The 21,916-nt window shown below is 71.2% G+C and carries 22 protein-coding genes and 2 pseudogenes; 15 read left to right on the top strand and 9 right to left on the bottom strand.

The features are described from left to right. A pseudogene (locus tag IE271_RS37035) lies at positions 1-96 on the top strand (NADP-dependent oxidoreductase); the annotation flags it as partial. 179 nt (positions 97-275) lie between these two features. After that, on the top strand, positions 276-1,349 hold the full coding sequence (locus IE271_RS37030) for an alkene reductase (RefSeq protein ID WP_190194866.1): 1,074 nt from the start codon (positions 276-278) through the stop codon (positions 1,347-1,349). 78 nt (positions 1,350-1,427) lie between these two features. On the opposite strand, the gene IE271_RS37025 is transcribed toward IE271_RS37030, so the two are convergent. The 5 genes from IE271_RS37025 to IE271_RS37005 form a co-directional block, all read right to left on the bottom strand. Next, positions 1,428-2,690, bottom strand: coding sequence for an MFS transporter (locus tag IE271_RS37025; RefSeq protein WP_190194865.1), 1,263 nt, complete (start codon positions 2,688-2,690; stop codon positions 1,428-1,430). Between the two features lie 121 nt (positions 2,691-2,811). Continuing rightward, positions 2,812-4,035 (bottom strand): acyltransferase family protein, encoded by a 1,224-nt coding sequence (locus IE271_RS37020; RefSeq protein ID WP_190194864.1) that lies wholly within the window; start codon positions 4,033-4,035, stop codon positions 2,812-2,814. 74 nt (positions 4,036-4,109) lie between these two features. Continuing rightward, positions 4,110-5,750 carry an FAD-binding oxidoreductase gene (locus tag IE271_RS37015; protein ID WP_190194863.1) on the bottom strand — a complete coding sequence of 547 codons (1,641 nt, stop codon included), beginning with the start codon at positions 5,748-5,750 and terminating at the stop codon, positions 4,110-4,112. A 196-nt stretch (positions 5,751-5,946) separates the two neighbouring features. Beyond that, positions 5,947-6,501, bottom strand: coding sequence for a beta/alpha barrel domain-containing protein (locus tag IE271_RS37010; RefSeq protein ID WP_190194862.1), 555 nt, complete (start codon positions 6,499-6,501; stop codon positions 5,947-5,949). A gap of 334 nt (positions 6,502-6,835) precedes the next feature. Beyond that, positions 6,836-7,894, bottom strand: coding sequence for a VOC family protein (locus IE271_RS37005; protein ID WP_190194861.1), 1,059 nt, complete (start codon positions 7,892-7,894; stop codon positions 6,836-6,838). Positions 7,895-8,325: 431 nt separating this feature from the next. On the opposite strand from IE271_RS37005, the gene IE271_RS37000 reads away from it, so the two are divergent. The 6 genes from IE271_RS37000 to IE271_RS36975 all read left to right on the top strand — a co-directional run bounded on the left by IE271_RS37000 (position 8,326) and on the right by IE271_RS36975 (position 13,183). Beyond that, on the top strand, positions 8,326-8,769 hold the full coding sequence (locus IE271_RS37000; protein ID WP_190194860.1) for a MarR family winged helix-turn-helix transcriptional regulator: 444 nt from the start codon (positions 8,326-8,328) through the stop codon (positions 8,767-8,769). Positions 8,770-9,177: 408 nt separating this feature from the next. Then, positions 9,178-10,446 carry a sedoheptulose 7-phosphate cyclase gene (locus IE271_RS36995; protein WP_190194859.1) on the top strand — a complete coding sequence of 423 codons (1,269 nt, stop codon included), beginning with the start codon at positions 9,178-9,180 and terminating at the stop codon, positions 10,444-10,446. Next, a complete protein-coding gene (locus IE271_RS36990) occupies positions 10,443-11,222 on the top strand; it encodes a cupin domain-containing protein (protein ID WP_190194858.1) in 780 nt (259 codons plus the stop codon). The genes IE271_RS36995 and IE271_RS36990 overlap by 4 nt, the downstream gene beginning before the upstream one ends. Further along, complete coding sequence (locus tag IE271_RS36985; protein ID WP_190194857.1) at positions 11,219-11,698, top strand: cupin domain-containing protein; 480 nt, start codon at positions 11,219-11,221, stop codon at positions 11,696-11,698. Before IE271_RS36990 ends, IE271_RS36985 begins: the two co-directional genes overlap by 4 nt. Then, complete coding sequence (locus IE271_RS36980) at positions 11,653-12,570, top strand: NADP-dependent oxidoreductase (protein ID WP_190194856.1); 918 nt, start codon at positions 11,653-11,655, stop codon at positions 12,568-12,570. Before IE271_RS36985 ends, IE271_RS36980 begins: the two co-directional genes overlap by 46 nt. A gap of 52 nt (positions 12,571-12,622) precedes the next feature. Continuing rightward, entirely contained in the window at positions 12,623-13,183 is a 561-nt protein-coding gene (locus IE271_RS36975) for a MarR family winged helix-turn-helix transcriptional regulator (RefSeq protein ID WP_190194855.1), read from the top strand. Between the two features lie 29 nt (positions 13,184-13,212). Here the strand turns inward: IE271_RS36975 and IE271_RS36970 are convergent, their stop codons facing one another. Next, on the bottom strand, positions 13,213-13,821 hold the full coding sequence (locus IE271_RS36970) for a TetR/AcrR family transcriptional regulator (protein WP_190194854.1): 609 nt from the start codon (positions 13,819-13,821) through the stop codon (positions 13,213-13,215). Between the two features lie 80 nt (positions 13,822-13,901). Between IE271_RS36970 and IE271_RS36965 the strand changes: the two genes are divergently transcribed. From IE271_RS36965 to IE271_RS44135, 3 genes and pseudogenes are all read left to right on the top strand, one after another. Further along, positions 13,902-14,669, top strand: coding sequence for an SDR family oxidoreductase (locus IE271_RS36965; protein WP_190194853.1), 768 nt, complete (start codon positions 13,902-13,904; stop codon positions 14,667-14,669). A gap of 91 nt (positions 14,670-14,760) precedes the next feature. Further along, a complete protein-coding gene (locus tag IE271_RS36960) occupies positions 14,761-15,108 on the top strand; it encodes a hypothetical protein (protein ID WP_190194852.1) in 348 nt (115 codons plus the stop codon). Positions 15,109-15,197: 89 nt separating this feature from the next. Next, positions 15,198-15,359 (top strand): annotated as a pseudogene (locus IE271_RS44135) (MFS transporter); the annotation flags it as partial. Positions 15,360-15,554: 195 nt separating this feature from the next. Here IE271_RS44135 and IE271_RS36950 read toward each other — a convergent pair. From IE271_RS36950 to IE271_RS44400, 3 genes are read right to left on the bottom strand one after another with little or no spacing between them, the layout of a single operon-like run. Next, positions 15,555-16,157 (bottom strand): DUF4291 domain-containing protein, encoded by a 603-nt coding sequence (locus IE271_RS36950; protein WP_190194851.1) that lies wholly within the window; start codon positions 16,155-16,157, stop codon positions 15,555-15,557. Continuing rightward, positions 16,154-16,711, bottom strand: a complete 558-nt coding sequence (locus tag IE271_RS36945) for a hypothetical protein (RefSeq protein ID WP_190194850.1) — start codon at positions 16,709-16,711, stop codon at positions 16,154-16,156. Before IE271_RS36945 ends, IE271_RS36950 begins: the two co-directional genes overlap by 4 nt. An 11-nt stretch (positions 16,712-16,722) precedes the next feature. Continuing rightward, positions 16,723-19,428: an RHS repeat domain-containing protein gene (locus tag IE271_RS44400; protein WP_190194849.1), complete on the bottom strand. Its 2,706-nt coding sequence runs from the start codon at positions 19,426-19,428 to the stop codon at positions 16,723-16,725. A 30-nt stretch (positions 19,429-19,458) separates the two neighbouring features. Here IE271_RS44400 and IE271_RS36935 point away from each other — a divergent pair, with 30 nt between their 5' ends. The 4 genes from IE271_RS36935 to IE271_RS36920 form a co-directional block, all read left to right on the top strand. Beyond that, positions 19,459-19,779, top strand: a complete 321-nt coding sequence (locus tag IE271_RS36935) for a hypothetical protein (RefSeq protein WP_190194848.1) — start codon at positions 19,459-19,461, stop codon at positions 19,777-19,779. A gap of 310 nt (positions 19,780-20,089) precedes the next feature. Then, positions 20,090-20,245 (top strand): hypothetical protein, encoded by a 156-nt coding sequence (locus IE271_RS36930; protein ID WP_190194847.1) that lies wholly within the window; start codon positions 20,090-20,092, stop codon positions 20,243-20,245. 110 nt (positions 20,246-20,355) lie between these two features. Then, the gene (locus tag IE271_RS36925; protein ID WP_229919840.1) at positions 20,356-21,279 is read left to right on the top strand and encodes a hypothetical protein; all 924 of its coding nucleotides are present in this window, start codon (positions 20,356-20,358) and stop codon (positions 21,277-21,279) included. Between the two features lie 249 nt (positions 21,280-21,528). Then, positions 21,529-21,916, top strand: a 388-nt coding sequence (locus IE271_RS36920; protein ID WP_190194845.1) for a hypothetical protein, incomplete at its 3' end; no start/stop codon positions are given.

The following is a 21,916-nucleotide window of genomic DNA, read 5'->3' as shown; positions in this document are numbered from 1 at the left end:
ATCGCCGCCGCCTACCCCCTCGCCCAGGCCGCCCGGGCCCAGCAGGCCGGCGACGCCGGCCACAACCGCGGCAAGCTCGTCCTCACCCTCGACTGAACCCTCGCTCCCGCTCCCATGAGGGAGCGGTCGTGTCCGGCCACGCGCACGCACGTCGGCCCGCGCGCCCCACGGGCGCGGACCCCGCGGTTCCGGCCGGTGCCCAAGAACTGCCCGCGAAGCAGCCGCACCGCAGCCTGCTCTTCCCTTCCACCCGTTGTGACAGCAAGGAGATTCCCATGACGAACGCGTTCGCCCCGATCGACATGGCCGGCAAGTCGCTGGCCAACCGCATCGTGATGGCGCCGATGACCCGCAGCCGGGCCTACGGACCGGGAGCCACCGCGACCGACCTGATGGCCACCTACTACAGCCAGCGCGCGAGCGCGGGCCTCATCGTCACCGAGGGGATCCAGCCCTCCGCGGCCGGCCAGGGCTACCCCGACACACCGGGCCTGCACTCGCCCGAACAGGTGGCCGCCTGGCGCAAGGTGACCGACTCCGTCCACCGCAACGGCGGCGTGATCTTCGCGCAGCTGATGCACACCGGCCGCATCGGCCACCCCAGCCTGCTTCCCGACGGCCTGACCCCCGTCGCCCCCTCGCCCGTCGCCGCCAAGGGCCAGGTCTTCACCCACCAGGGACCGCTGGACTTCGTCACCCCGCAGGAGCTGGACGCCGAGGCCATCGCCCATACCATCACCGACTTCGCCGACGCGGCGCGCAACGCGATCGCCGCCGGCTTCGACGGCGTGGAGATCCACGGCGCCAACGGCTACCTGATCCACCAGTTCCTCGCCCCCAACACCAACCGGCGCACCGACGACTGGGGCGGCGACGTCACCGGCCGGATCCGCTTCGGCCTGGACGTGGCCGCCGCCGTCGCGGAGGCGATCGGCGGCCACCGCACCGGCTTCCGCATCTCCCCCGGCAATCCCTACAACGACATCACCGAGACGGACCCGGCGGACGTCGAGGACACCTACACCACCCTGGTCGGCCGGCTCGGCGAGCTGGACCTCGCCTACCTGCACATGATCGAAGGCGCCGACCGGACACTGACCACGCGCCTGCGCAAAGCCTGGCCCGCCCCGTTCGTCCTCAACCCCTTCACCCACCCCGCGCCCACCGGCCCGGACGCCCTCGACCTCGTCCAGGACGGCACCGCGGACATGATCGCCTTCGGCGCCCTGTTCCTCGCCAACCCCGACCTCCCCGCCCGCCTGGCCGCCCACGGCCCCTACAACACACCCGACCCCTCCACCTTCTACGGCGGCGACCACCACGGCTACACCGACTACCCGCACCTGTGAGACATGCCGTAGGCCGCCGGACTTCCCAACTGGTCCCGGCGGCCGCCGGCCCACCCGGCTCGGAGCGGGAACAGAAGATCACGTGTCCACTGCGCGACAGTGTCCTCGCGGGTCACGCGACGCGCCGGCCGGCGTCGACGGGTCCGGCGCGGACGGCGTTCCGCTCGTGCGCGCGGCCGGTCGTGCGGCCGGCAGGCAGACCACAGCGCCGAGCAGCAGCGCCGCGATGACGAGGACCGCTCCGGCCGCCGGCACGAGCAGCACGCTGTGTCCGTGGGACAGCAGTGTGCCGCCGAGCCAGCTGCCCAGTGCGATGCCCACGCAGAAAGCGGAGTTGTTGACCGTCAGTGCCATCGTGGGTGACGCGGTCCCGGCGGTGGCCACGATCTGCGAGTTCAGGGCGGGGATGGTGGCGAAGTAGGCGGCGCCCAGCAAGCAGAACAGGCAGGCGACCGCCCATGTGCTGCTCGCGAGCAGGGTGAGCAGCACCAGTCCTGTCGCGGCGGCCGCCAGCGTCGTGAGCACCGCGAGAGGCAGGTGCCGGTCGGCCGCACGCGCTCCCACCGTGTTGCCGGCGATTCCCCCCAGGCCGTACAGCCACAGCAGCAGGGTGACCGTGGAGGGGGCGAATCCCGCGGCCTGGGTCAGGTAGGGGGAGGCGTAGGTGTACAGCGCGAAGACGCCGCCGGTACCCAGGACGATCACCACCGCGACCAGCAGCATGGGGAGCGGCAGGCCACGGCCCCGACGTCCGCCGCGTACAGCGTCGTGTCCGGCGGTACCCCCGGTGGCCGGGGCTTCGGGCACGGTGCACCGCATGAGCAGCAGGGTGAAGGCCAGGCTCAGTCCGGCCAGGGCCCAGAAGGTGGCGCGCCAGCCCCAGGTCTGTCCGATCAGCGTTCCCGCCGGGACCCCTGCGACCGTCGCCAGGCCGATGCCGAGGGTGACCTTGGCTCCGTAGGCCGCCTTGCGGGACACGGGCGCCATGTCCCGTGCGGCGGCGACGAAGACGGCGATGAGGGTGGAGTGTGCCAGCGCGCTCACGACGCGTCCGGCCACCAGCCAGGCGAACCCGGGCGCCAGAGCGGCCAGGGCGTTGCCGAGGATGAACACCCCCATCATGGCCGGCAGCAGCCGTGAGCGTCGCATCCGGGCGGTGAGTGCGGTCACGCACGGGCCGGTGACGACCACGGCGATCGCGTAGACGCTGATCAGCATGCCGACGGCGCTCAGGGAGACGCCGGCGTCCTGTGAGATGGCCGGCAGGATTCCGGCGATGACGCTCTCCGCGGTACCCACGCAGAAGGTGCAGAGCATCATGGCGAGCAGGGACAGCGGCATGGGGTGCTCCTTCGGGGCGGCCGGACGGCTTCGGTGCGGCCGGTGGACGACCGTGGGGTTGTCTCGGTGCGGCGCGTTCACCGCCGGGGGTGTGGCCGGCGGTGAACGCTTGAGCGCGTGTTCAGGGGGCGGTGGTGGGGACGGGCTCGTCGCTGCTGCGCTGTGCGACCGGTTCGACGGGCTGTGCGGCGGTGGGTCCGGCGTCCCGGTGGTGTGCGCGGGCACGGGCGCGGCGGGACCAGGTCCGCATCACGGGCCGCTCGACCCCTGCATAGAGCAGCCACGCCAGGGCCAGGCTGACCACGGCGACCAGGACCGCGACGCCGACAGCCTCGACGGGGGAGCCCGCGTCCCTGAACCCGAGCCGCTCCTGGGTGAAGGACAGCAGCGTCTGGTGCACCAGGTAGAACGCGAAGGACACCTCGCCCAGCCACACCCAGGCCCGTGAGCCCACCGCGGTCGGCCGGCCCTGCTCGTCGCGTGCCGCGCTCGCCGCGATCAGCAGTGCGAACGGGGCCACGACGACCGCGTTGAGGGAGAAGAGGAAGGGCACCCACAGACTCGTCGCGTACGCGGCCGCCGAGAGCGCCAGCGCGGGCAGTACGCCGAGGCCGATCCACCGGCCGGTGAGAACGATCCGTGCCATCAGAATGCCGAGGACGAAGTCCAGGACCCGGGTGGGCGGGAAGATGTAGACGAACCACATCTGGTTGATGGAGTGACCGTGGAGCGGCGAGTTGGCGTGAGCGGGTCCGAAGTCCTCGCCGGCGGGAAGCAGCTGGGCGGCGAGCGGGAGGAGGACGATCGCCGCGGCGCTCGCGGCGGCCCACCACCACAGCCGTTCGGCGCGGATGCGCAGCGCCCAGCGGTGCAGCACCGGGAAGAGCAGGTAGAAGACCAGCTCGCAGGAGAGCGACCAGCTCGGGTTGTTGATGCTGAAGAACACGTCGTCGCGCGGTATCCACGCTTGCAGGAGCAGGAAGTTGGGAAGGCCGCGTTCCCAGGTCGCCGTCGCGGAGGCGTACAGGACCAGGGCGAGGACGAAGGTGACGACGTGGTTGGGGTAGATCTTGGCCAGGCGGCGGCCCCAGAAGGCGTGGGGGGTGTCGTCCTTCCTGGCGGACCAGGTCAGGACGAAGCCGCTGAGGATGAAGAAGAAGGTGACGCCCGCCCAGCCGCCGTTCTTCAGGGCCGCGGCGAACGGGCCGTGCCCCTCTTCGGGCGTGGAGTAGGCGTCGAGCAGGGAGAGGTGGAACAGGAACACCAGGAACGCGGCGAGGAACCGCATGCCGGTGAGGGACGGCAGCCGGGTGATCGGCCCCGGCGCGGACGGTGCGAGAGACACAGTGGACCACCTGAAGGTGTGAGAGGTCGGGAAGGAGGGTGTCGTACCGGACTGCCGCCGGTACGGCGCAGAGGTCAGGCCGGGCGCACGGACTGGGCGTGGCGGAAGAATCCGGTGGGGTCCCAGTGGGCCTTGACACGCTGCAGACGCGTGTAGTTGTCCTTGTAGTAGAGGTCGTGCCAGGGGACGCCGGAGGCGTTCCACTGCGGGTCGCCGAGGTCGGTGTCGGCGTAGTTGACGAAGCAGCCGTCGTTGGTCTCGTTCGGGACCGGGACGCCGCCCGTGGAGGCGAACATGTCGCGGTAGCACTCGCGGACCCAGCCGATGTTGGCCTCGTCGTCCGCGGCGTCGTTCCACAGGGAGACGACCTGGTACTTCAGGACCGAGTCGCGCTGGGGCACCGCGGTGTCCTGTGGGGCGACCCGGTTCACCGCTCCCCCGTAGGAAGCGATCATGAGTAGTGCTCCGGGATTGCGGAAGTCATCGCGTGTGAGGTGCCGGTAGGCGGCCGCGATCTGCTCGTCGGTGTAGTTGCGGCGGGCGTACACGGACTTCCCCTTGAACCTGACGGTCGGGTCGGGACCGGTGAAGCCGGGCCACTGGGTGGCGTGCAGCCACGGCACCCGGCGGTACTGCCTGACCTCCGGTTCCACCCCGACACCGGCGCCGACGGCGTCGATGTAGTTCCGCAGCAGCCGCTCGGCGCCGGGGGCTCCGGCGTCGACCAGGGAATCGAGCACGACCGCACCGGCCGACTTGTGGAAGGGTTTGAGCTGGCTGAACAGGGCGGTGTACGGGGAGTCGGGTGCGCTGTTGCGGGCGTGCCAGTCGCCGTGGTTCCACATCAGCCGGCTGAAGCGGGCCTGCGTCAGGTCCTGCCAGGGCCACGCCACCTCGCTCAGCCACACCTCGCGCGGAGGGGTGGGCAGCTGGTCCGCGGGGTCGTCGCCCTCGGCGCCGGGTGAGCGCAGCCAGTACCGCGTGACCACTCCGAAGTTTCCGCCACCGCCGCCGGTGTGGGCCCACCACAGGTCCCGGTGGGGGTCGTCGGCCTCGCGGGTGGCGGTGATCGCGCGGGCGGTGCCGTCCGCCTGGACGACGACGATCTCGATGCCGTACAAGTGGTCGACCGCGAGTCCGTCGCGCCGGCTCATCGACCCGTACCCGCCGCCCTGGATGTGGCCGCCCGCGGCGACCGTCGGGCAGTTGCCCGCGGGCAGGTAGACGCCCCACCCCTTGTACAGGCGGTCGTAGACCCGTCCCAGGGCGGCACCGGGCTGGACCGCGAAGGCCTTGCGCCGGGCGTCGTAGGAGATGTCGTCCATGCGTGACAGGTCCAGCACGACGTCGATGTCGTGGTGGGTGGTGAAGTCCTCGTAGCAGTGGCCGCCGCTGCGTACGGCCAGCCGCCTGCCCGTGTCCACCGCCTGCTGGACGGCGGCGACGACCTCGGCGGTGCTGGTGGCGAGGTGGATGCGCTCGGGGCTGCCGACCCAGCGCTGGTTGGTACCGCGTCTGAGGTCCGCGTAGCGGCGGTCCGACGGGCCGACGGTGACGGCGCCGGGGGCGGATCTGCGGACGGGGACGGCCGCTTCGGCGGTGCCGGCGGTGCTCAGTCCGGCGGCGGATGCCGCGATCACGCCGCCGGCGGCGGCTGCGGCTCCGGTGAGGAACACACGTCGATCAGTGGATATGACGCCGGGGTTGGAAGGCATGAGTGGGTCCTTTGAGGTGATGGTGAATGCGATTCGTCCGGCGTCGGGTGGTGCACGAGCCGGATGTGCCGCGGGCGGTCCGCGGAGACGTGCCCACGGTGTGATCGGGGCGCCGGTCGCGGCCGGTGCCCCGGGCGTGTGAGCGGTGAGGGGCGAACGCGTGAGCGGTGAGGGCTGAAGGGGCCGTCCGGCGCCGTCAGCCGGCCGCCGGAGCGGTGGCGTCCGGCCGGCTGAGATCTTCGAGCCGGATCCCGCACCAGGCGAGGGCTTCCGCCATTCGCCGCGCGTCGGTGAGATCGAGTGCGGTCGGACCGGTCACTGCGGCACGCCGTCCGAACTCCTCCAGCGCGTCGGGCGTGAGGGCCACGGTGGTACCGGGGAACAGGCAGCTCTGCGCGTACTCGACGCCGCGTGCCGGTCCGTCCACCGACGCGGTCGTCCACAGCAGGGACGGAGCGGGTACGCCCTGTGCGCTCAGTCGCGACCAGTGCGGGGAGCGCAGGGCTCGCCGGAACTCGTCGTACAGCAGGTGTGCTCCGGCGAGTCCGGCACGGGAGCGCAGTGCCTTGGCCTCCCAGCTCCCGATGAGGTCGAGGCGGGCGTCCACCAGGACGTCGACGGCCGGGACCGGGTACTCGACGACGACGGGGGCGAAAACGTCGTCGCAGGCCAGCATCCGCTCAGCGCGTTCGGCCAGCGTCCGCATCAGCCGCCGGAACTCGTTCAGGCCGTACACGGGTCCGGCGGGCACGGCGCATGGATGCGAGCCGGGGGCACGGTCCGGCGGAGCCGCGGCGGGCGGTAGCACACAGCGGACGACGTCGGCCGCTTCCGCGTGGACCTGTGCCGGTGTCCGGGGTGATGCGCTGCGCGCGTCGAGCCAGAGTGTCACGCCGGCCGCCGCGGCTCTGTGCAACGGTCCGGCGGGGCTGCGGGCCGGTCTCTGTGCGAGCACGGTCATGGGTGGTCCCCCGGTGGTGAAGAGATGAAGATGGGTGAAGGGATGAGGGCGGGTGGGCACGGCCCCGCCGGTTCGGCACGCTGCGCGGCGGCCGCCGGAGCGGGGCGGAGGGTGCGGCCCGTGGTCACGGGCGGTCGTGCCAGCGGAGCGAGCCGGGTGTCGCGCGGCGGGCGGTGGTCTGCGTCTCGTAGGGCAGTGAGCCGTCCGGCATGTGGATGATCTCCATCTGGATGCCGATGGGCGTACGGAAGTAGAGCCAGCGGTCCCCGGCGATCGGTCCGCCGGTGATGGTCTCCGGCTCGCCCATCAGCACCACGCCCTCCTGGCGGCGGAGGAACGCGGCGGCCTCGTCCACGTCGTCCACGTAGAACGCCAGGTGGTGACCGCCGACATCGCTGTTGCGGGGCGGGTCCGTGCGCAGGGCGCCGTGTACGCTCTGCGTCAGTTCGCAGTTGGCGGTGGGGCCGGTACGCAGCACGGAGCGGCGGGTCCGCTCGGCGCCGGGCGGCCAGTGGTCGTCCGGGACGGTGTCGTGGGGTGCGCCGACCCGCTCGGCGCCCAGCACCTCGGTGAAGAAGGCGGTCGCCGCGTCGAGGTCGGCGACGGTGTAGCCGACGTGGTCGACGCCGAGCAGCTTCAAAGGCCCCTCTCCGTCGCCGTGGGCCGGGACGAATCGGTTCTGCTCGGTCATGTCCCCCTTTGGCGCGCACAGGCAGAAGAGCATGCCCCAGGGGGTCGAGAACCAGCGTCGGCGGTCGCCGTGGCCGGCGGGCGGTCCCAGGCGCACCAGTCCGGCGGCGCGCAGGTGTTCCTCGGCGGCGTCCGGGTCGGCCACCGTCAGCCCCAGGTGGTGGCCGCCCACGTCGTTCGGGCCGGGCGGGCGGGTCCGGCGGCCGGGAGCGGTGTACTCGAAGAGCTCCAGGTTGCTGTACGGACCGAGTCTGACCAGAGCGACGTGGGCCCGGGCGCTGGGATGCACCCCCAGTTTCCGGGTCATCCAGTCACCGGTGGGGTCCTCGACGGGACCTTCCCGGTAGCAGAGTTCACCACCGAGCACCTCGGTGCTGAAGGCGACGGCCTGGTCGAGGTCCGGCACGGTGAAGGCGTAGTGGTCGACCGCGCGGGCCGTGGGCAGGCCGGCGGGCGCGGGTGCGGAAGTCGGTGTGCGTGCAGCGCTGAGCATGCGTTCCCCCTTTGAGTGAGTGCGCTGGATGCCAGGGCACCGCGTGGGCACGTGACGTGCCCGAGAGCCGGCGCGCGCGTCGCTCCCCACGACGGCGGGACGGCCGATCGGTGGCGACCTTAGAGGAATGTACTTGCGCACGCAAGGAAAGCTGGAGTGGCCAACAACCGCCCACGGCTTGTAAAACCGGCTCCGAGCTGGGCTGACGTAGGGTTCACCCACCTCCCCTGGATCGTCCTACCGCCAAAGGGCGAGACATTCATTGCCTGGACATGCAAAAGACAACGCACCAGCAGGTTTCCAGAGCGCGACAGTCCCTCGTACCCTGTCCTGAAGGCGATCGACGCGACCGCCGGAGGGGACGCCCACCCCTGCCGGCCTGCCTAGATCACGCAGTCAGCCCCTCGGGCACCTCGAAGAAGGCGAAAGCCATGCGACCTCGCAAAGAAGACAGCATCGAGCTGTGGAGCCAGCTGTCGGTACTGGTGGCCGAAGTCGGAACCACCCTGGACCGAAGACTTTCCGAGGACTTCGGGCTCGGCCTGACGGACTTCCTGTCCCTCCAGGCCCTCGCCAACGGCGACCCGGCCGGCATCCGCATGAACGAGCTCGCCCAGTCGCTGGGCCTCAACCAGTCGTCGGCCACCCGCGCCGTGAAGCGGCTGGAGGCCCGGGAGTTCGCCGAACGCCTGACGCACGAGACGGACCGGCGCGGCGTGGTCGTGCGCATCACCGACACCGGCCGCTCGATCGTGGCGGACGTCGGTCAACTGTTCCGCCGCGAAGTCGGGATGGCCTTCGAAGTGGCCGCGATGGACAGCAGGACCAGCTCGGTGGTGGCCCGTCTGAGATACGCCCCGACCCTCGACCGCTGACCGCCCGCACCCGTCAGGCGCCAAGCCCCCGCCGCAGGCCGGCGGGGGTTTTTCGTGCCCGTACGGCCTCTCCCCACCGGGTCCGAGTCCTTGCGGGGACGAGGGGACCCACCCGCTTTCCGGCCATCCGACCCACTCCGAGCGCAGCGTGCGTGCAGCTCAGAAGGGGTGTGGTCACACCCCCGGCCGCATCACGCCTGGCCGAAAACGTTCACCTGTTTCGACTTTCTTGCGCGCGCAACGATCCGTATGGCAAGGTCGTCGATGACGGGGGGCACACGCCACGGCACACACAGTGGCAGGTCCGCGACAGCACTCTCGGCTTCGCCATGGACCCTCATCCCACGCTGCCCCGAAGCGATCCACGACGGACACGAACCGAACTCTTCGTCGAAGGACAGACTCCTGATGCAGCAGAACGCCCAGAACACCCAGACCACCCGCAGCGACGAGGGACTCTTCGCGGTGGGCAGTCCGGTGACGCACTGGTCGGTGCAGACCAGCAAGCCGGTCCAGTACGAGATCCGGGTCTGCGAGAACGTCTTCGACCCGGACAACCCCACGGTCCTGGAGGACGCCGCCGGTACCGCGGGCCCGCGCCGCTTCGTCGTCACCGACCGCGTGGTGGACTCCCTCTACGGCGAGCGGATCCGCGCCTACTTCGAGCACAACGGTGTCGAGCACCAGGTCCTGGTCCTGGACGACGGTGAGGAACACAAGTCGGTCGAGGCCGTTCTGCGGGTCTCCGAGGCCCTGGACGCCTTCGGTGTCGACCGCCGAAGAGAGCCGGTCGTCGCGGTCGGCGGCGGCGTCCTCATGGACATCGTCGGCTTCGCGGCAAGCCTCTACCGGCGCTCGACGCCCTTCATCCGCATCCCCACCACCCTGATCGGCCTCGTGGACGCGGGCGTGGGCGCCAAGACCGGCGTGAACCACAACGGTCACAAGAATCGGCTGGGGACGTACTTCCCCGCCGATCGCACCCTGCTGGACCGCACCTTCCTCACCACGCTCGACGGCCGGCACATCAGCAACGGACTCGCGGAGATCCTCAAGATCGCGCTGATCAAGGACGCCCGCCTGTTCGACCTGCTGGAACAGCACGGTGCCGATCTGCTGGAGAACAAGCTCCAGAGCCCGGCCGCGGGCATCGGGCCGACTCCGGCGGACGTCCCGGTCGACCAGCGCCTGGCCTCACGCGGCCTGCACCTGGACCCGGCGACCGAGGTCGTCGAGCGCGCCATCCACGGCATGCTGGAGGAACTGCAGCCCAACCTCTGGGAAAAGGTCCTGGAACGCGTCGTCGACTACGGTCACACCTTCAGCCCGACCATCGAGATGCACGCCCTGCCCGCGCTGCTGCACGGCGAAGCCGTGTCCGTGGACATGGCGCTCACCACCGTGATGGCCGAGCGGCGCGGCCTGGTCAGCGCCTATCAGCGCGACCGCATCCTCGGTGTGATGAACCTGCTGGGCCTGCCGGTCTGGCACCCGCTGTGCACGCCCGAGGTCCTGCAGCCCGCACTGTGCGACACCGTCCGTCACCGTGACGGCAAGCAGCGCCTGCCCCTGCCCGTCGGCATCGGCAGCGCGGTGTTCGTCAACGACGTCACCGAGAGCGAACTCGCTTCCGCCGCACGGGAGTTGGCCCTGCTCACGACCGGAGCGGCCAGGTGAGCGGCGCCGCCGCGGTCCCGCGCGCGGCGGCGGCCGCCACCGGCGCCTCCTTCCGCTCCGTCGGCTCCGTCGCGGGGGCGGCGACGGTGTACGGAGTCCACGGAGCCGCGGGCCTCACCCGCTGGAAGTGCTTCGCCGGCCGCCGGCAGCTCGCCTCCGCCACCGAGGCGGTGGAATGGGCCTCCGTCCCACCGGGCGGACTCAGCGGGGAGCACCGGCACACACGGACCGAGGAGATCTACCTCGTCCTGCGCGGACAGGGCGAGTTCCTCTTCAACGGCCGGCCCCACCCCGTCGGCCCCGGATCACTCGCTCTGACCGCCGTGGGCAACGTCCACGGCCTGCGCAACACCGGTGACACGGACCTCGACTGGTGGGTCATCGAGACCCTCGCGCCCACGACCGAAGCGGTCCTGTCCGGAACCGACCTCACACCGGGAGTCCCGCCCATGACCGAAGCAGTCGTCCACAACCTGTTCAAGGAGCGTGCCGTCGCCACGGCCGGAGTGTTCTCCGGCCCGCTGCGCGGCGTGGAGGTCACCGACCTCGACGCCGGACAGCACTGCGTGCTCGCGGTCCCGGACGCGGAACTCGCCGTGTTCGTGCACGGCGGTGAGGGGCGTGCCACGGCCGAGGACGGCACCGTGGTGGAGCTGGCGGCGGACACCTGCGTCACGCTGGCGGCCGGCACACGTACCAGGGTCGATGCGGAGAGCCCACTGCGGCTGCTCGTGGTGACCCTCGCAGTGCCCGGGCACACCGTGGAGGCACGGTGATCATCTCCACGCTCGAGAAACCGGTGCGGGCGGCGGCCGGCACCGGACAGGACGCGCCCACCGTGCCGTGGCAGTGCCTGGTGCGCCGCGGCATGCTGCACAGCGAGTGCGAGGCGGTCGAGCACTGGCACCTCTCCCCCGGCGCCGCGCTCGGGGCGACTCCCCGCCACGGGGTGGAGGAAGCGGTGCTCGTCCTCGACGGAGAACTGCGGCTGACCTCGTCCGGCGGCGAACGCGTCGTACGGGCGGGGCAGCTCGTCCTCCTCCCGCACGGTGCCGACGCGCATCTCGCGGCGGGCGACGGTCCCGTACGCCTGATCACCGTCCGCACCCTGGCGGCATCCGTCACCGATCGCCTGCCACCGCGCGTCCCCGAACTGCTCGAGAACCGACCCTGGCCGCACAGGCCTCGTCCCCCGAAAGGAGTCCCATGCGCGCCGTGGTCCTCACGTTGTACGGCGGTCCGGACCGGCTGAAGGTCTCGCACGTCGAAGAACCGCAGGCACCGGGTCCCGACGACCTTCTGATCCGGACCGCAGCAGCCGCCGTCAACCCGGTAGACCTCCAGACACGGGCGGGTCTGCACGCCCGGCGCAGCCTGCTGCAGCCTCCGATGGTTCTCGGCTGGGACGTGTCGGGCACCGTCACGGCGGTGGGCGGCCGTGTCACCGCGTTCCGGCCCGGTGACCGGGTCGTGGCCATGTCGGCGCAGATGGCAACGGGGCGCGGCACCTACGCCGAGACCGTCACCGTCGCGTCGGCCGTCGCCGCGCCCGCTCCCGTCTCCGTCCCGCTGGTGACGGCGGCCGGACTCCCGCTGGCCGGGCTCACCGCGCTGCAGGCGCTCGACGTCCTTGCCCTGCCCGAGGGGGCTGTCCTGCTGGTGACCGGTGCGGCGGGTTCGGTCGGCGGTACGGCGGTGCAGCTGGCACGCCTGCGCGGCCTGACCGTGCTGGCCCATGTGCGCACCGGGCAGGACGCGGAACAGGTGCGGGAACTGGGCGCCCATCACGTGGTGGTGGGCGGGGAACTGCTCACGGCGTCCGGGCCGCGCGCCGACGCGCTGTTGGAGACGGCGGGTCTGCCGCAGGCCATCGGTGCCGTACGCGACCACGGCCGTGCCGTCTCCATCGTGCCCACGAGGGTTCCCGTCGCCGAACGGGGTATCGAGGTGTCGGTCTCCCACGTCGAGCAGGACGGCGCACGGCTGGCCGAGCTCACCGGCCTCCTGGACCGCGGGGCGCTGCGCCTGCGGTTCTCCAAGGAGATCGGATTCGACGACGCGTGCGAGGCACACCGTCTGCTGGAGGCCGGCGGGGTACGGGGCAAGCTCCTCCTGGTGCCCTGATCACCGACGACACGCGGGCGCCCTGCCGGACCGGGACCGGCGGAGCGTCCTCGTGGTGACGACCATTCGCAATGCCGGCCGATGGCCGCCGGACCGACCCAAGGGCGACTTCGTGGACGAGCCGCACACCAGTGACAGCCTTCCAGCCGCCGGTGACCCCTGGCGCGACACCGGTCGGCTGTGGGAACGGGTGGTGCCCCTGTTCTCCACCGTCGAGAGCCGGCTGGACCGCGTCCTGCTGCACCGCCACGGTATCGGCCTGGCATCGCTGATGGCGCTCGGCGCGGTGACGCGCAGCCACCCGGAACCCGCGACGGTCGGGTCGGTCGCCCGGCACCTGGGCGTGAACGCCTCGTCCGCGAGCCGGCTGCTCGCCCAGTTGGAGCAGTCCGGCTGGGTGAACCGCTCATCGGCTCCTTGCGACCGGCGCATCAGCAGGCTCCGTGCCACGGAGGCCGGCCGGGGCGTCTGGGACCGCGCCAGCCGGACACTGGACCACGAGCTGCGCACGGCCTTCCACGTGCTGGCGTTCCACGAGAAGTACGCCCACATCGTGGCCAGGCTCTGCCGGACGGGCGGGACCGGGCCGTGCGACGGGCCGTCGTCCCCGTGAGCCGTCCGGCCGGCCTCGCCGGGCCGGGTTCACGGCGCGGGTTCGGGCCATACGGCCATCGCGTACTCGGCCGCCCGCTCCAGTTCCGCCGTGCTCGCGCCGTCGCGCGCCTGCTGGGACATGCCCTGCACCACCGCCGCGAAGTAGACCGCCAGCCCTCGTGCGTCGGCACCGTCCGGCAGCGCCCCCAGGGCCTCGGCGCCGCGCAGCCGCTCCTCGAAGGCGCGGACGTTCGCCGCCCTGCGCTCCCGCAGCTCCTGCTCGACATCGGCGCTGGCCGCCGAGTAGTTCATGGCCGCGGAGATCACCAGGCATCCTGCCGGGTGGTGGGGGTCGGTGTAGGACACCGCCGCCTCGTGGAGCATCCGGGCGAATCCCGTGCGCGCGTCGCCCTCCTCTTCGAGCGCCTTGCCCATGAAGGCGCCGAAGGTGCCGCCGTAGCGGTCGACGACCTCCTTGAAGAGGGTCCTTTTGTCGCCGAAGGCCGCGTACAGGCTGGGCGGCGAGATGCCCATCGCCTGGGTGAGGTCGGAGATGGACACGCCCTCGTAGCCGTGCTCCCAGAACAGCAACGTCGCCTGGGCCAGCGCCGTGTCACGGTCGAAGCTCCGCGGCCTGCCCCGCTTCTTCGTCGTCATGCATTGATTTTAAGCGATCGCTACAGAAACCGTGTATGGTAGTTCTGTAGCCACCACTACAGAATGATCGGGGAGAGATCATGGGCAAGCTGACGGGCAAGAACGCTCTGGTGACGGGCGGCAGCCGCGGCATCGGCAGGGCGGTCGCCGAACACCTCGGCAGCGAAGGCGCCCTCGTCGCCGTGCACTACGGACGCAACGCGGAGGCCGCCGAGGAAGTGGTGAACGGCATCCGGGCCGCCGGTGGCAGGGCCTTCGCCGTACACGCCGAACTCGGCACGCCCGGCGACATCGAGTCCCTGTGGGCCTCCTACGACCGCCAGATCCTGGAGCACGCGGACAGCGCGGACCTGGACATCCTGGTCAACAACGCCGGCATCACCCCCCGCGGCCACATCGAGGAGACCACTCCCGAGCTCTTCGACGAGGCGTTCGCGGTCAACGTGCGCGCCCCGTTCTTCCTGGCACAGCAGGGCCTCAAGCGCCTGCGCGACGGCGGCCGCATCATCAACGTCTCCTCCGGGGCGACCCGCATCGCGCTGACCGACATCATCGCCTACGGCATGACCAAGGGCGCCATCGACACCTTCACCCTGACCCTCGCCAAGGCGGTGGGACACCGTGGCATCACCGTCAACTCGGTGGCCCCCGGCATCATCGACACCGACATGAACGCCTCCTGGCTGCGGGGCAACGAGGCCGCCGAGCAGTCGGCCGCGCAGCTGTCGGCCCTCGGCCGGGTCGGCCGCCCCGACGACGTGGCCGGCATCGTCGCCTTCCTCGCCTCCGACGACGCCCGCTGGGTGACGGGACAGGTCATCGACGCCACCGGCGGCTCCCAGCTCTGACCGCAGGGCCCGCCCCCGGCGGGCCCGCACACCACAGGTGTCAACGGGGACACCGCCACATCACTCACGATGCCAGGCAGTTGGAGACACCATGCACATCGTCATCGCTTGGTGGGACGGCGCACACTCCGCCGGAGCACCGCACACGGGCCGGGCACAGGCGCAGAAGTCGCCGAAGCCCGAAGAGGGGCCGGACCTCGACGCCGTTCCCGGGCTGCGCACCAGCCGGTGGCTCACCGATCCGGCCGCCGACCGGCAAGGGCTGGCCCTGTTCTGGGACAGTGCGACAAGCGCCGCCCGGTCGCTGCCGACGGTATCGACGAAACTGTTCGGCTGCGCGCCCTCTCATCGCTGGAGCTTCGAGGTGAGCAGTCCTCTGCCGGCCCAGGCGGACCGGCGCAGCCTCCCCGAGGAGCTCAGTCTCCTCCTGCACGCCTGACATCGAGGTCCGCGCTTCCGGTCGTCGTCCACCGCACCGGGGGCGCGGACCCGCGGCGGCGGCCCGGCGCAGTGCCTCCTCCGGCACGGATCGCCGCCGCCGTACCGGACTTCCCCGGCCCAGAGCGCGGTGAGCGGCCGAGGACGCTGCACGCCCCGCGGGTCCCGGGGGCGGTTCCGGTGCTGTTCGTGACGCTGGTCTTCGTCCCGGCGCACACCATCGTCCACGCGTACATCGCCGCGTTCCTCGACAACCCCCGACCTGCGCGGCAGTGACTCGCTGCCGTGGAGCGCGCTGCTGCTCATGCTGCCGGTGATCGCCGTCGTCGTGCTCGCCCGCGGCCACGGCTTCCCCGCCAGGAGGCCGGCGGCGTAGGCGCGCCGGTCGGCGTCGAGCGCGGCGACAGGGGCGGCCCTGCCGGCGCGACGCCGGGAGGGCCGCATGCCTCAGCGCCGGCCGACCCGGTCGATCAGGCGGTCGGGGAGCGGGTACGCCTGCTCCGCCGGGAGGAGCGCCCGGGCCGTGTCGGTGTCGTGCGCGGCCACTGCGGCATGCACCTGGTGGGCGAGCGGTGTCACGTCCCGGATCGAGGTGATCCATTCGTCCACGTAGCGGTCCACGGCTTCGCCCGAGAGGCCGATCTGGATCGCGCGGTGGGGCAGCGGGTTCAGTCCGAGGTCACGCTCGGGGTCCCACTGGACGCGGACCGGGCTGCTGCGCACCGCTTCCCGCCAGGCGGCCTCGTCGGCGAAGCGGGTGCGGTCGAAATGGCTGAGGCACGCGTGGTCGAGGGCCCACTCGAAGCCCTCTCTGGTGATGTCGATCGCCAGGACCCGCTCCTGGTCCGGCTTGGCCGCCCAGCCGGATCGGTACATCATCCACAGGAACGACGGTTTGATCCACGTCATACGCGTCCGTTTGAACGGGTCGACGAACGTGTTGGCCCGCAGGGCGGGGTCCGCTATCCGCTCTCCGTACGCCTGGTAGACGGTGATGACTTCGTCGTCGAAGACCGCGCGGATCTGGTGCGAGGGCAGCGCATCGCTCATACGGACCGCTCCCCCGCCCACTGTTCGGACCTGGCCACGACCGGGTCGGCGACGGAGTCCGCACCGCAGACGTGCGCGAGCCAGCGCACGTCCTCCCAGGAGAAGAACGGCTCGCCCCAGGTGTCCAGCCAGATACGGAGCCGCCCACTGTCGTCGGGAGAGCGGGTGAGATCCCAGAACGCCCAGCCCCGGGCCTCCAGTTCGGGGTCGAAGCGGGAGAGCCAGTCCTGCACCTTCCAGGGACCGGCGCCGGTCCTTTCGCGGTACTTCTCCCGTCCTTCGACCGCGAGAGCGTCGGTGGTCGCACTCGCGTCGCACACGTCGACGAACCAGCCGGGAAGGGTGTCGACGGGAATCTCGTCCTCGTCGAAGTCGGCACGCACGGCGAGGCCGAAGACGGCCGCCAGGACATCGCGCAACCTGTCGGAGCAGACCTGCGGATCACCGCTCGGGGCCACTTCGACACAGGTGAGAACAGGAATACCGGCGGCACTGTCGGGCCTTTCGGAAACCCGCGCGCGCTCCTGCTCGACTCCCTCGACTTCGTGCAGCATTTCCCCAACTTTCAGCCATAATCCTGGATCATCTTACCGGGCCCGGGAATAATGACCCTGCGCATTTTTTCGATGACCTCACCGGGAAGACCGTACAGGTCGGGCCCCTTCGTCGGGTCGGAAATCTCGGGATAGTACTTCTTGACCTGCTTCCATTCCTGTTTGATGAAGCCCAGACCGTCCGGCTGGTCCTGCGGAACGGCATGTCTCCGTACGTCCTCGACGAAACTCTTCGGCACTTCGAAGGACACGATCCGGCCACCGTCACCACGGAATTCCACGGTGTGCTTGATATCGCCGCTCATATTGACATAGAGCTGATTGTTGCCGCTGATGGTGACGTTGCCGTTCTCGTCCACATGGACGCGCTGGCTGAGCGGATGCCGCGTCTGCTTCCGGTACACGGTGACGGTGCATTCGTCGGGCGCGAGACCCAGGCGGTCGGACCAGGTGAGCGGATTGTGCACATACGCCGCGGGGTTGGGCGCCGGGGCGAGGCCAGCGGGTCGGGCGTCAGGTACCGGGCGCTCCCGGGGTCGTAGGTACGGAAGACGTTGTAGTGCAGCCCCGGCTCGGGGTCGAAGTACTGCCCCGGGAAACGCAGCGGCGTGTAGGCGGTCGCGCCGCGGTTCCAGGTGGTGTGACCCCACACGGTCGCGCGGGTCCGCCAGGCGACGGCACCCCGCTCGTCGACGAGTTCGGTGGGCGCCCCCCACCAAGTCGGTCACGATCGAGAAGAACCGGCTGTCGACCTCCTCCTGGGAAGCCGACAGGAGACGCCCCGTCTGCGCCACCGGGTGCAGATCCCTGTAGTCCCGGGTGAGCGTGACGGAACCCGCTCCTCCTTGGAACACGCTCGTCTGCTCGCACAGGGCCGAGCCCTCCCAGGTGAAGGTGACCTCTTCGGCGACCTCACCGTCCGCGGACAACCGCTGCTTGGCGATACGCCGCCTCAGCGGGTCGTACACGTACCGCCAGACCGTGCCGTCGGGCGTGGTCAGCCCGACCAGGCGGCCCTCGGCGTCCCACGCGAAACGCCATGTGTCCGGTTTACGGGACAGCCGGGCCTTCTGGCGCAGCGTCACGCGGCCCTGGGCGTCGTACTCATAACGCAGCCCTCCCGCCGGAACGAACCTGTTCCGTTCGTACACGCGGTGCCCGGTGGCCACCCCGGCGCCGGAGTGGAAATCCGGCCACTGGGCCTCGGCCTGATTGCCGGACTCGTCGTAGGCACAGCGCTCTTCCCAGCCGGATGCCGTCACCGCGGTGACCCGGCCGACGACGTCCAGCGTGAAATCGCGCCGGCCGTGATCCGTCTCCACCGCGGTCAGGTGCCCGTCGGGCCGGTAGTGGTGGCCCCGCCGCCACATGGTGTGGCCGTCCGGACCGGTGAGCAGTTGCTCGACCTGACGCCCCGGTCCGTCCCGGCCGTACGAGAGGGTCGCGGCCGAACCGAACGTACGGGACCGTTCCCGGCCCATGCCGTCGTGGTGGAAGGTCACCGTGCGCCCCGAGGCCGTGAGCCGCGTCGCGTTCCCCGGCCGGTCGTAGTCCCACTCGCTCACCGCCCCGGTGGGCGTGGTGCGGCGCGTGGTACGGCCCAGCGCGTCGTACCCGAAAGCGAGTGTGCGACCGTTGACCGTCTCCGACCGCAGCAGTCCGGACCGGTCGCGCAGCCGGGTCGGAGTGGCGTCCGGGCCGATCACGCGCACCAACTCGTCGAACGTGTCGTACTCGTAGGTCGTCGCCGCTCCGTCCGCCTCCTTGCGGGCGAACTGGCCGATGGCGGTGTAGGCGTAGGTGACCGTCTGGCCGGCCGCGTTGGTACGGGCCGTCAGCTGGCCGGCCGCGTCGTAGCCGTACCGCAGCGTCCTGCCGTCGAAGTCGGTCCCGGAGACGAGCCGGCCGCCGGGATCGTAGTCGTACGTCCAGGTCAGACCCCGTGGATCGGTCACCCGACGCAACCGCAGCTCGGTGTCGTGATCGAACTCGTACCGGGCGCTGTCCGGCCCCGTCCGTGCCACCAGCCGGTCGAAGGCGCCGTACTCGTACACCGAGCGCCCGCCATCCGGAGCCGTGTGGGTGAGTACGTTCCCCTCGCCGTCGTAGCTCCACGTGTGCTCCCCGCCCTCGGGATCCGTGCGGCGCAGCAGACGCCCCTCGACGCTCCAGGTCAGACGAGTGACCCGGCCCAGCGGATCGGTGATGGAGGACGGCCGGCCCAGAGCGTCGTACGTGTGCCGGGTGACACCGCCCGACGGGGCCACGGACTCCACGGCGAGACCCGCGGCGTTGCAGCGGACGAGGGTGGTGCGGCCCGCCGGGTCGGTCACCGAGGCCGGATGGCCGAGGGCGTCGTAGGTGAACCGCGTCGTACCGGACGGCCCCGTCACCGCCGTGAGGTTGCCCCGCTCGCCGTACTCCCGCCGGATCCTCGAACCGTCCGGCCTGGTCACCAGAACGGGCAGCCCGAGTTCGTCGTACTCCACGGTGGTGCCCCGGCCGTCCGGGCGCGTGACCGAGGCGACACGGCCGTGTTCGTCGTACTCGATCCCGGTCGTCCGCCCGAGCGGATCCGTGCGGCGGACCAGCCGGTTGAAACGGTCCCGTTCGAAGTACGTCGTCGCGTCGTTCCCGTCGGTCTCGGAGACGACGTGCATCCGGGCGTCGATGACATAGCGGCGCGTACGGCCGGGGCTGCTGACGACCGTGGTCACACCCTGCTCGTACCGGAAGCGGGAGTCGATGTGCCCCTCGCTTCCGGACTGGCTGACGCAGCGGTCCTGATCGTCGCCCCGCCGAAGAAGCCGAAGGACAACGCGCCGCTGGGCGGTCATCCTGCCCGGCGCGAGCAGCGGCGCCGCCGGTCCTCGGCACGGATCTGCGTCGAGCACGCCAACGCCGAGCTCAAGCAGCGGCGACTGCTCCAGCGGTTCACCGGCCGCCGAGAGGCCTGCGCCCAGATCCGTCTCACGATCGCCGGACCGGTCTCCGACCGCTCCGCCCGCAGGGCCACCCGCCGTAGGACCTGCGCCGAACTGGTGCTTGTCCGGCAGATCGCCTGCTGATCAACCACCAGCCGAAACGCCAGGCCAGCACGCCCCGATCCCAATCGCTCCCTCGGTCGTAAGAACCCCCTCCTGCCCGGAACTCGTGCCCGTCGATCCCGTCGTGCCGTTCGACGACCGCCTGCAGACCGTCCAGTGACGTATCACCGCGGCACACGACGTACGAGCCCCAGAAACCCACGGCCACCTCTCCCCCCTGCGACACATTGGGCCAGTCGCGCCCGTGCCCAGGTGATTCAAGGAACCGCAGGAACTGCGCGTGCGTCACCGCCAAGACCACCATCACACGACGGCTGCAGGAGGACGCGACGTGGAACCGGATCCCTCGGCGGGGGAACTGCTGCTCGTCTTCCTCTTCGTGGGAATCATCGCCGTTCCACGGGTGGCACTGATCGTGCTCCCCGTCATCGCAGTCGGGATCTGGCTCGTGCCACGAGTACGCCGCCGACGTAGTGGCGACCGCTGACCCAGCACACCGATGACTGCCGACCGGCCGTCACGTCATCTGCCACGAGGCGCCGGGCGTCCTCCCTCCGGTCCACCGCCGTAGCACCTATGTGCGGGACAATCGGCCGCGTGCCGGAATACGCCTCGATCATCGCGCTTGACGCGCTCCTCGCCGACCTGCGGGTCGGCCAGGCGCGCCGGCGCCAGCTGGGCATGGTCCGCGGGGAGCTGTACCGGGCCCTGGAGCGGGGCGGACTGCCCGTGGGCGCCCGGCGCAGCCTGCGACGCCTGCTGGAACAGGAGGCGCTGACGACGTACCTGCGACTCGCCGAGTCAGGCGCCCTGCGCGAGCGCCAGGTGAACGGTGGCTACCCGCCCACCTCCCAGGCCACCAACGCCGCCCGCCACCAGTGCCTGCACCTGCTGCGCACCGCGTACGGCCTGCCCTCGCTGCGCCTGGGATCCGGCGGCCGGGTGCCACTGCGGCCCACCCCCGACCACGGCACCCTCACCGCCCTGCGCCGTCGGCTCGACCAGGACCTCGCCACAGCGATGTCCCCGGGGCACACCCGCCTCACCGCCGTGCTCGCCCTGGTCCTGGACGCGGCCCCGCGCGCCGGGGAGCTGACCGCACTGCGCCTGACCCACTTCACCCCCGACCACGAAGCGGTGTACATCCAGCGCCGCCCGCAGCGCGGCGGGGGCGAGGCGGACGACGCGTGGTTCGCCCTCTCCCCCCTAGCGCGAGCCGCACTGGAACGCTGGCTCGCGGTCCGCACCCAACTGGTCGAACGCGCCCACGGCACCAGCCGGCTGTGGGTGAGCCTGTTCGTCAACCACGACGGCACCCGCCACCAAGAAGGCCGGGCCGTCCTGCGCCCGCCCGGCCTGCCCCTGGAGGAGAAGGGCCTGCTCCTCAGCTACCGCACCGGCCGCGCCCGCTACGGCCTCACCACCCTGCTGCCGCCCAAACTGGAGCAACTGCGCCGCGCCGTCCTCGACCAGACCCCACCGGTCCCCTTGGACACCGCCCCGACCGCACACATCGGCTGACTCCCTCCCCTGCCCGGTGCCGTTCTTTCGTAAATGATCATGAGGTGACAAGCCCTAAGGGCCTGTTATCGCCAACAGATCCGGGCATCCTGCCGGGAAGCCGTCCTCCCACCGACCACGGCCGACCCGCCATGGCCGGGCAGGAGCACGGTCATTCGGTTCCGAGTGGATCCCGTGAGAACCGTCAGCACCTTCGGACGCGTCGTGCTCTACGGTGTCGTGAGTCGCCTACGACGGGGGGCCGTGGAGATGACAGGGACAGCGCTGGCGGAGCGGATTGCGGAGCGCAGAGCGGGCGTGGGTGATCCGCGTGCGTTGCTGGGTGAGATGCGGCGCTCGGTGCTTCTGGTGCCGGTGGCCGAGGGTGGTCTGTGGTCGGTGCGCTCGGGTGGGGTGCGGTGGGTCTGCGGCTTCACCGACGAGGCGGCGCTGGCCCGGTTCGCCGTGCAGCACGGCCCGGGGGATCGGCCGATGGAGTACGCGGCGCTGCTGGGCGCCCGGGTCGTGGACGAGGTCGTGCCGTTGCTGGGTGAGCCGGCGGGGCTGGCCGTGGACATCGCCACCGAGGACGGGTCGATGTTCTTCCCGCCGGTGGCCGGCATCGTGCCGGAGGCCGTCGCGGTGGACGCCGCCGCGT

This window comes from Streptomyces minutiscleroticus (assembly GCF_014650875.1).
GTDB lineage: Bacteria > Actinomycetota > Actinomycetes > Streptomycetales > Streptomycetaceae > Streptomyces > Streptomyces minutiscleroticus.
This window is presented reverse-complemented; position numbering and strand designations above follow the sequence as displayed.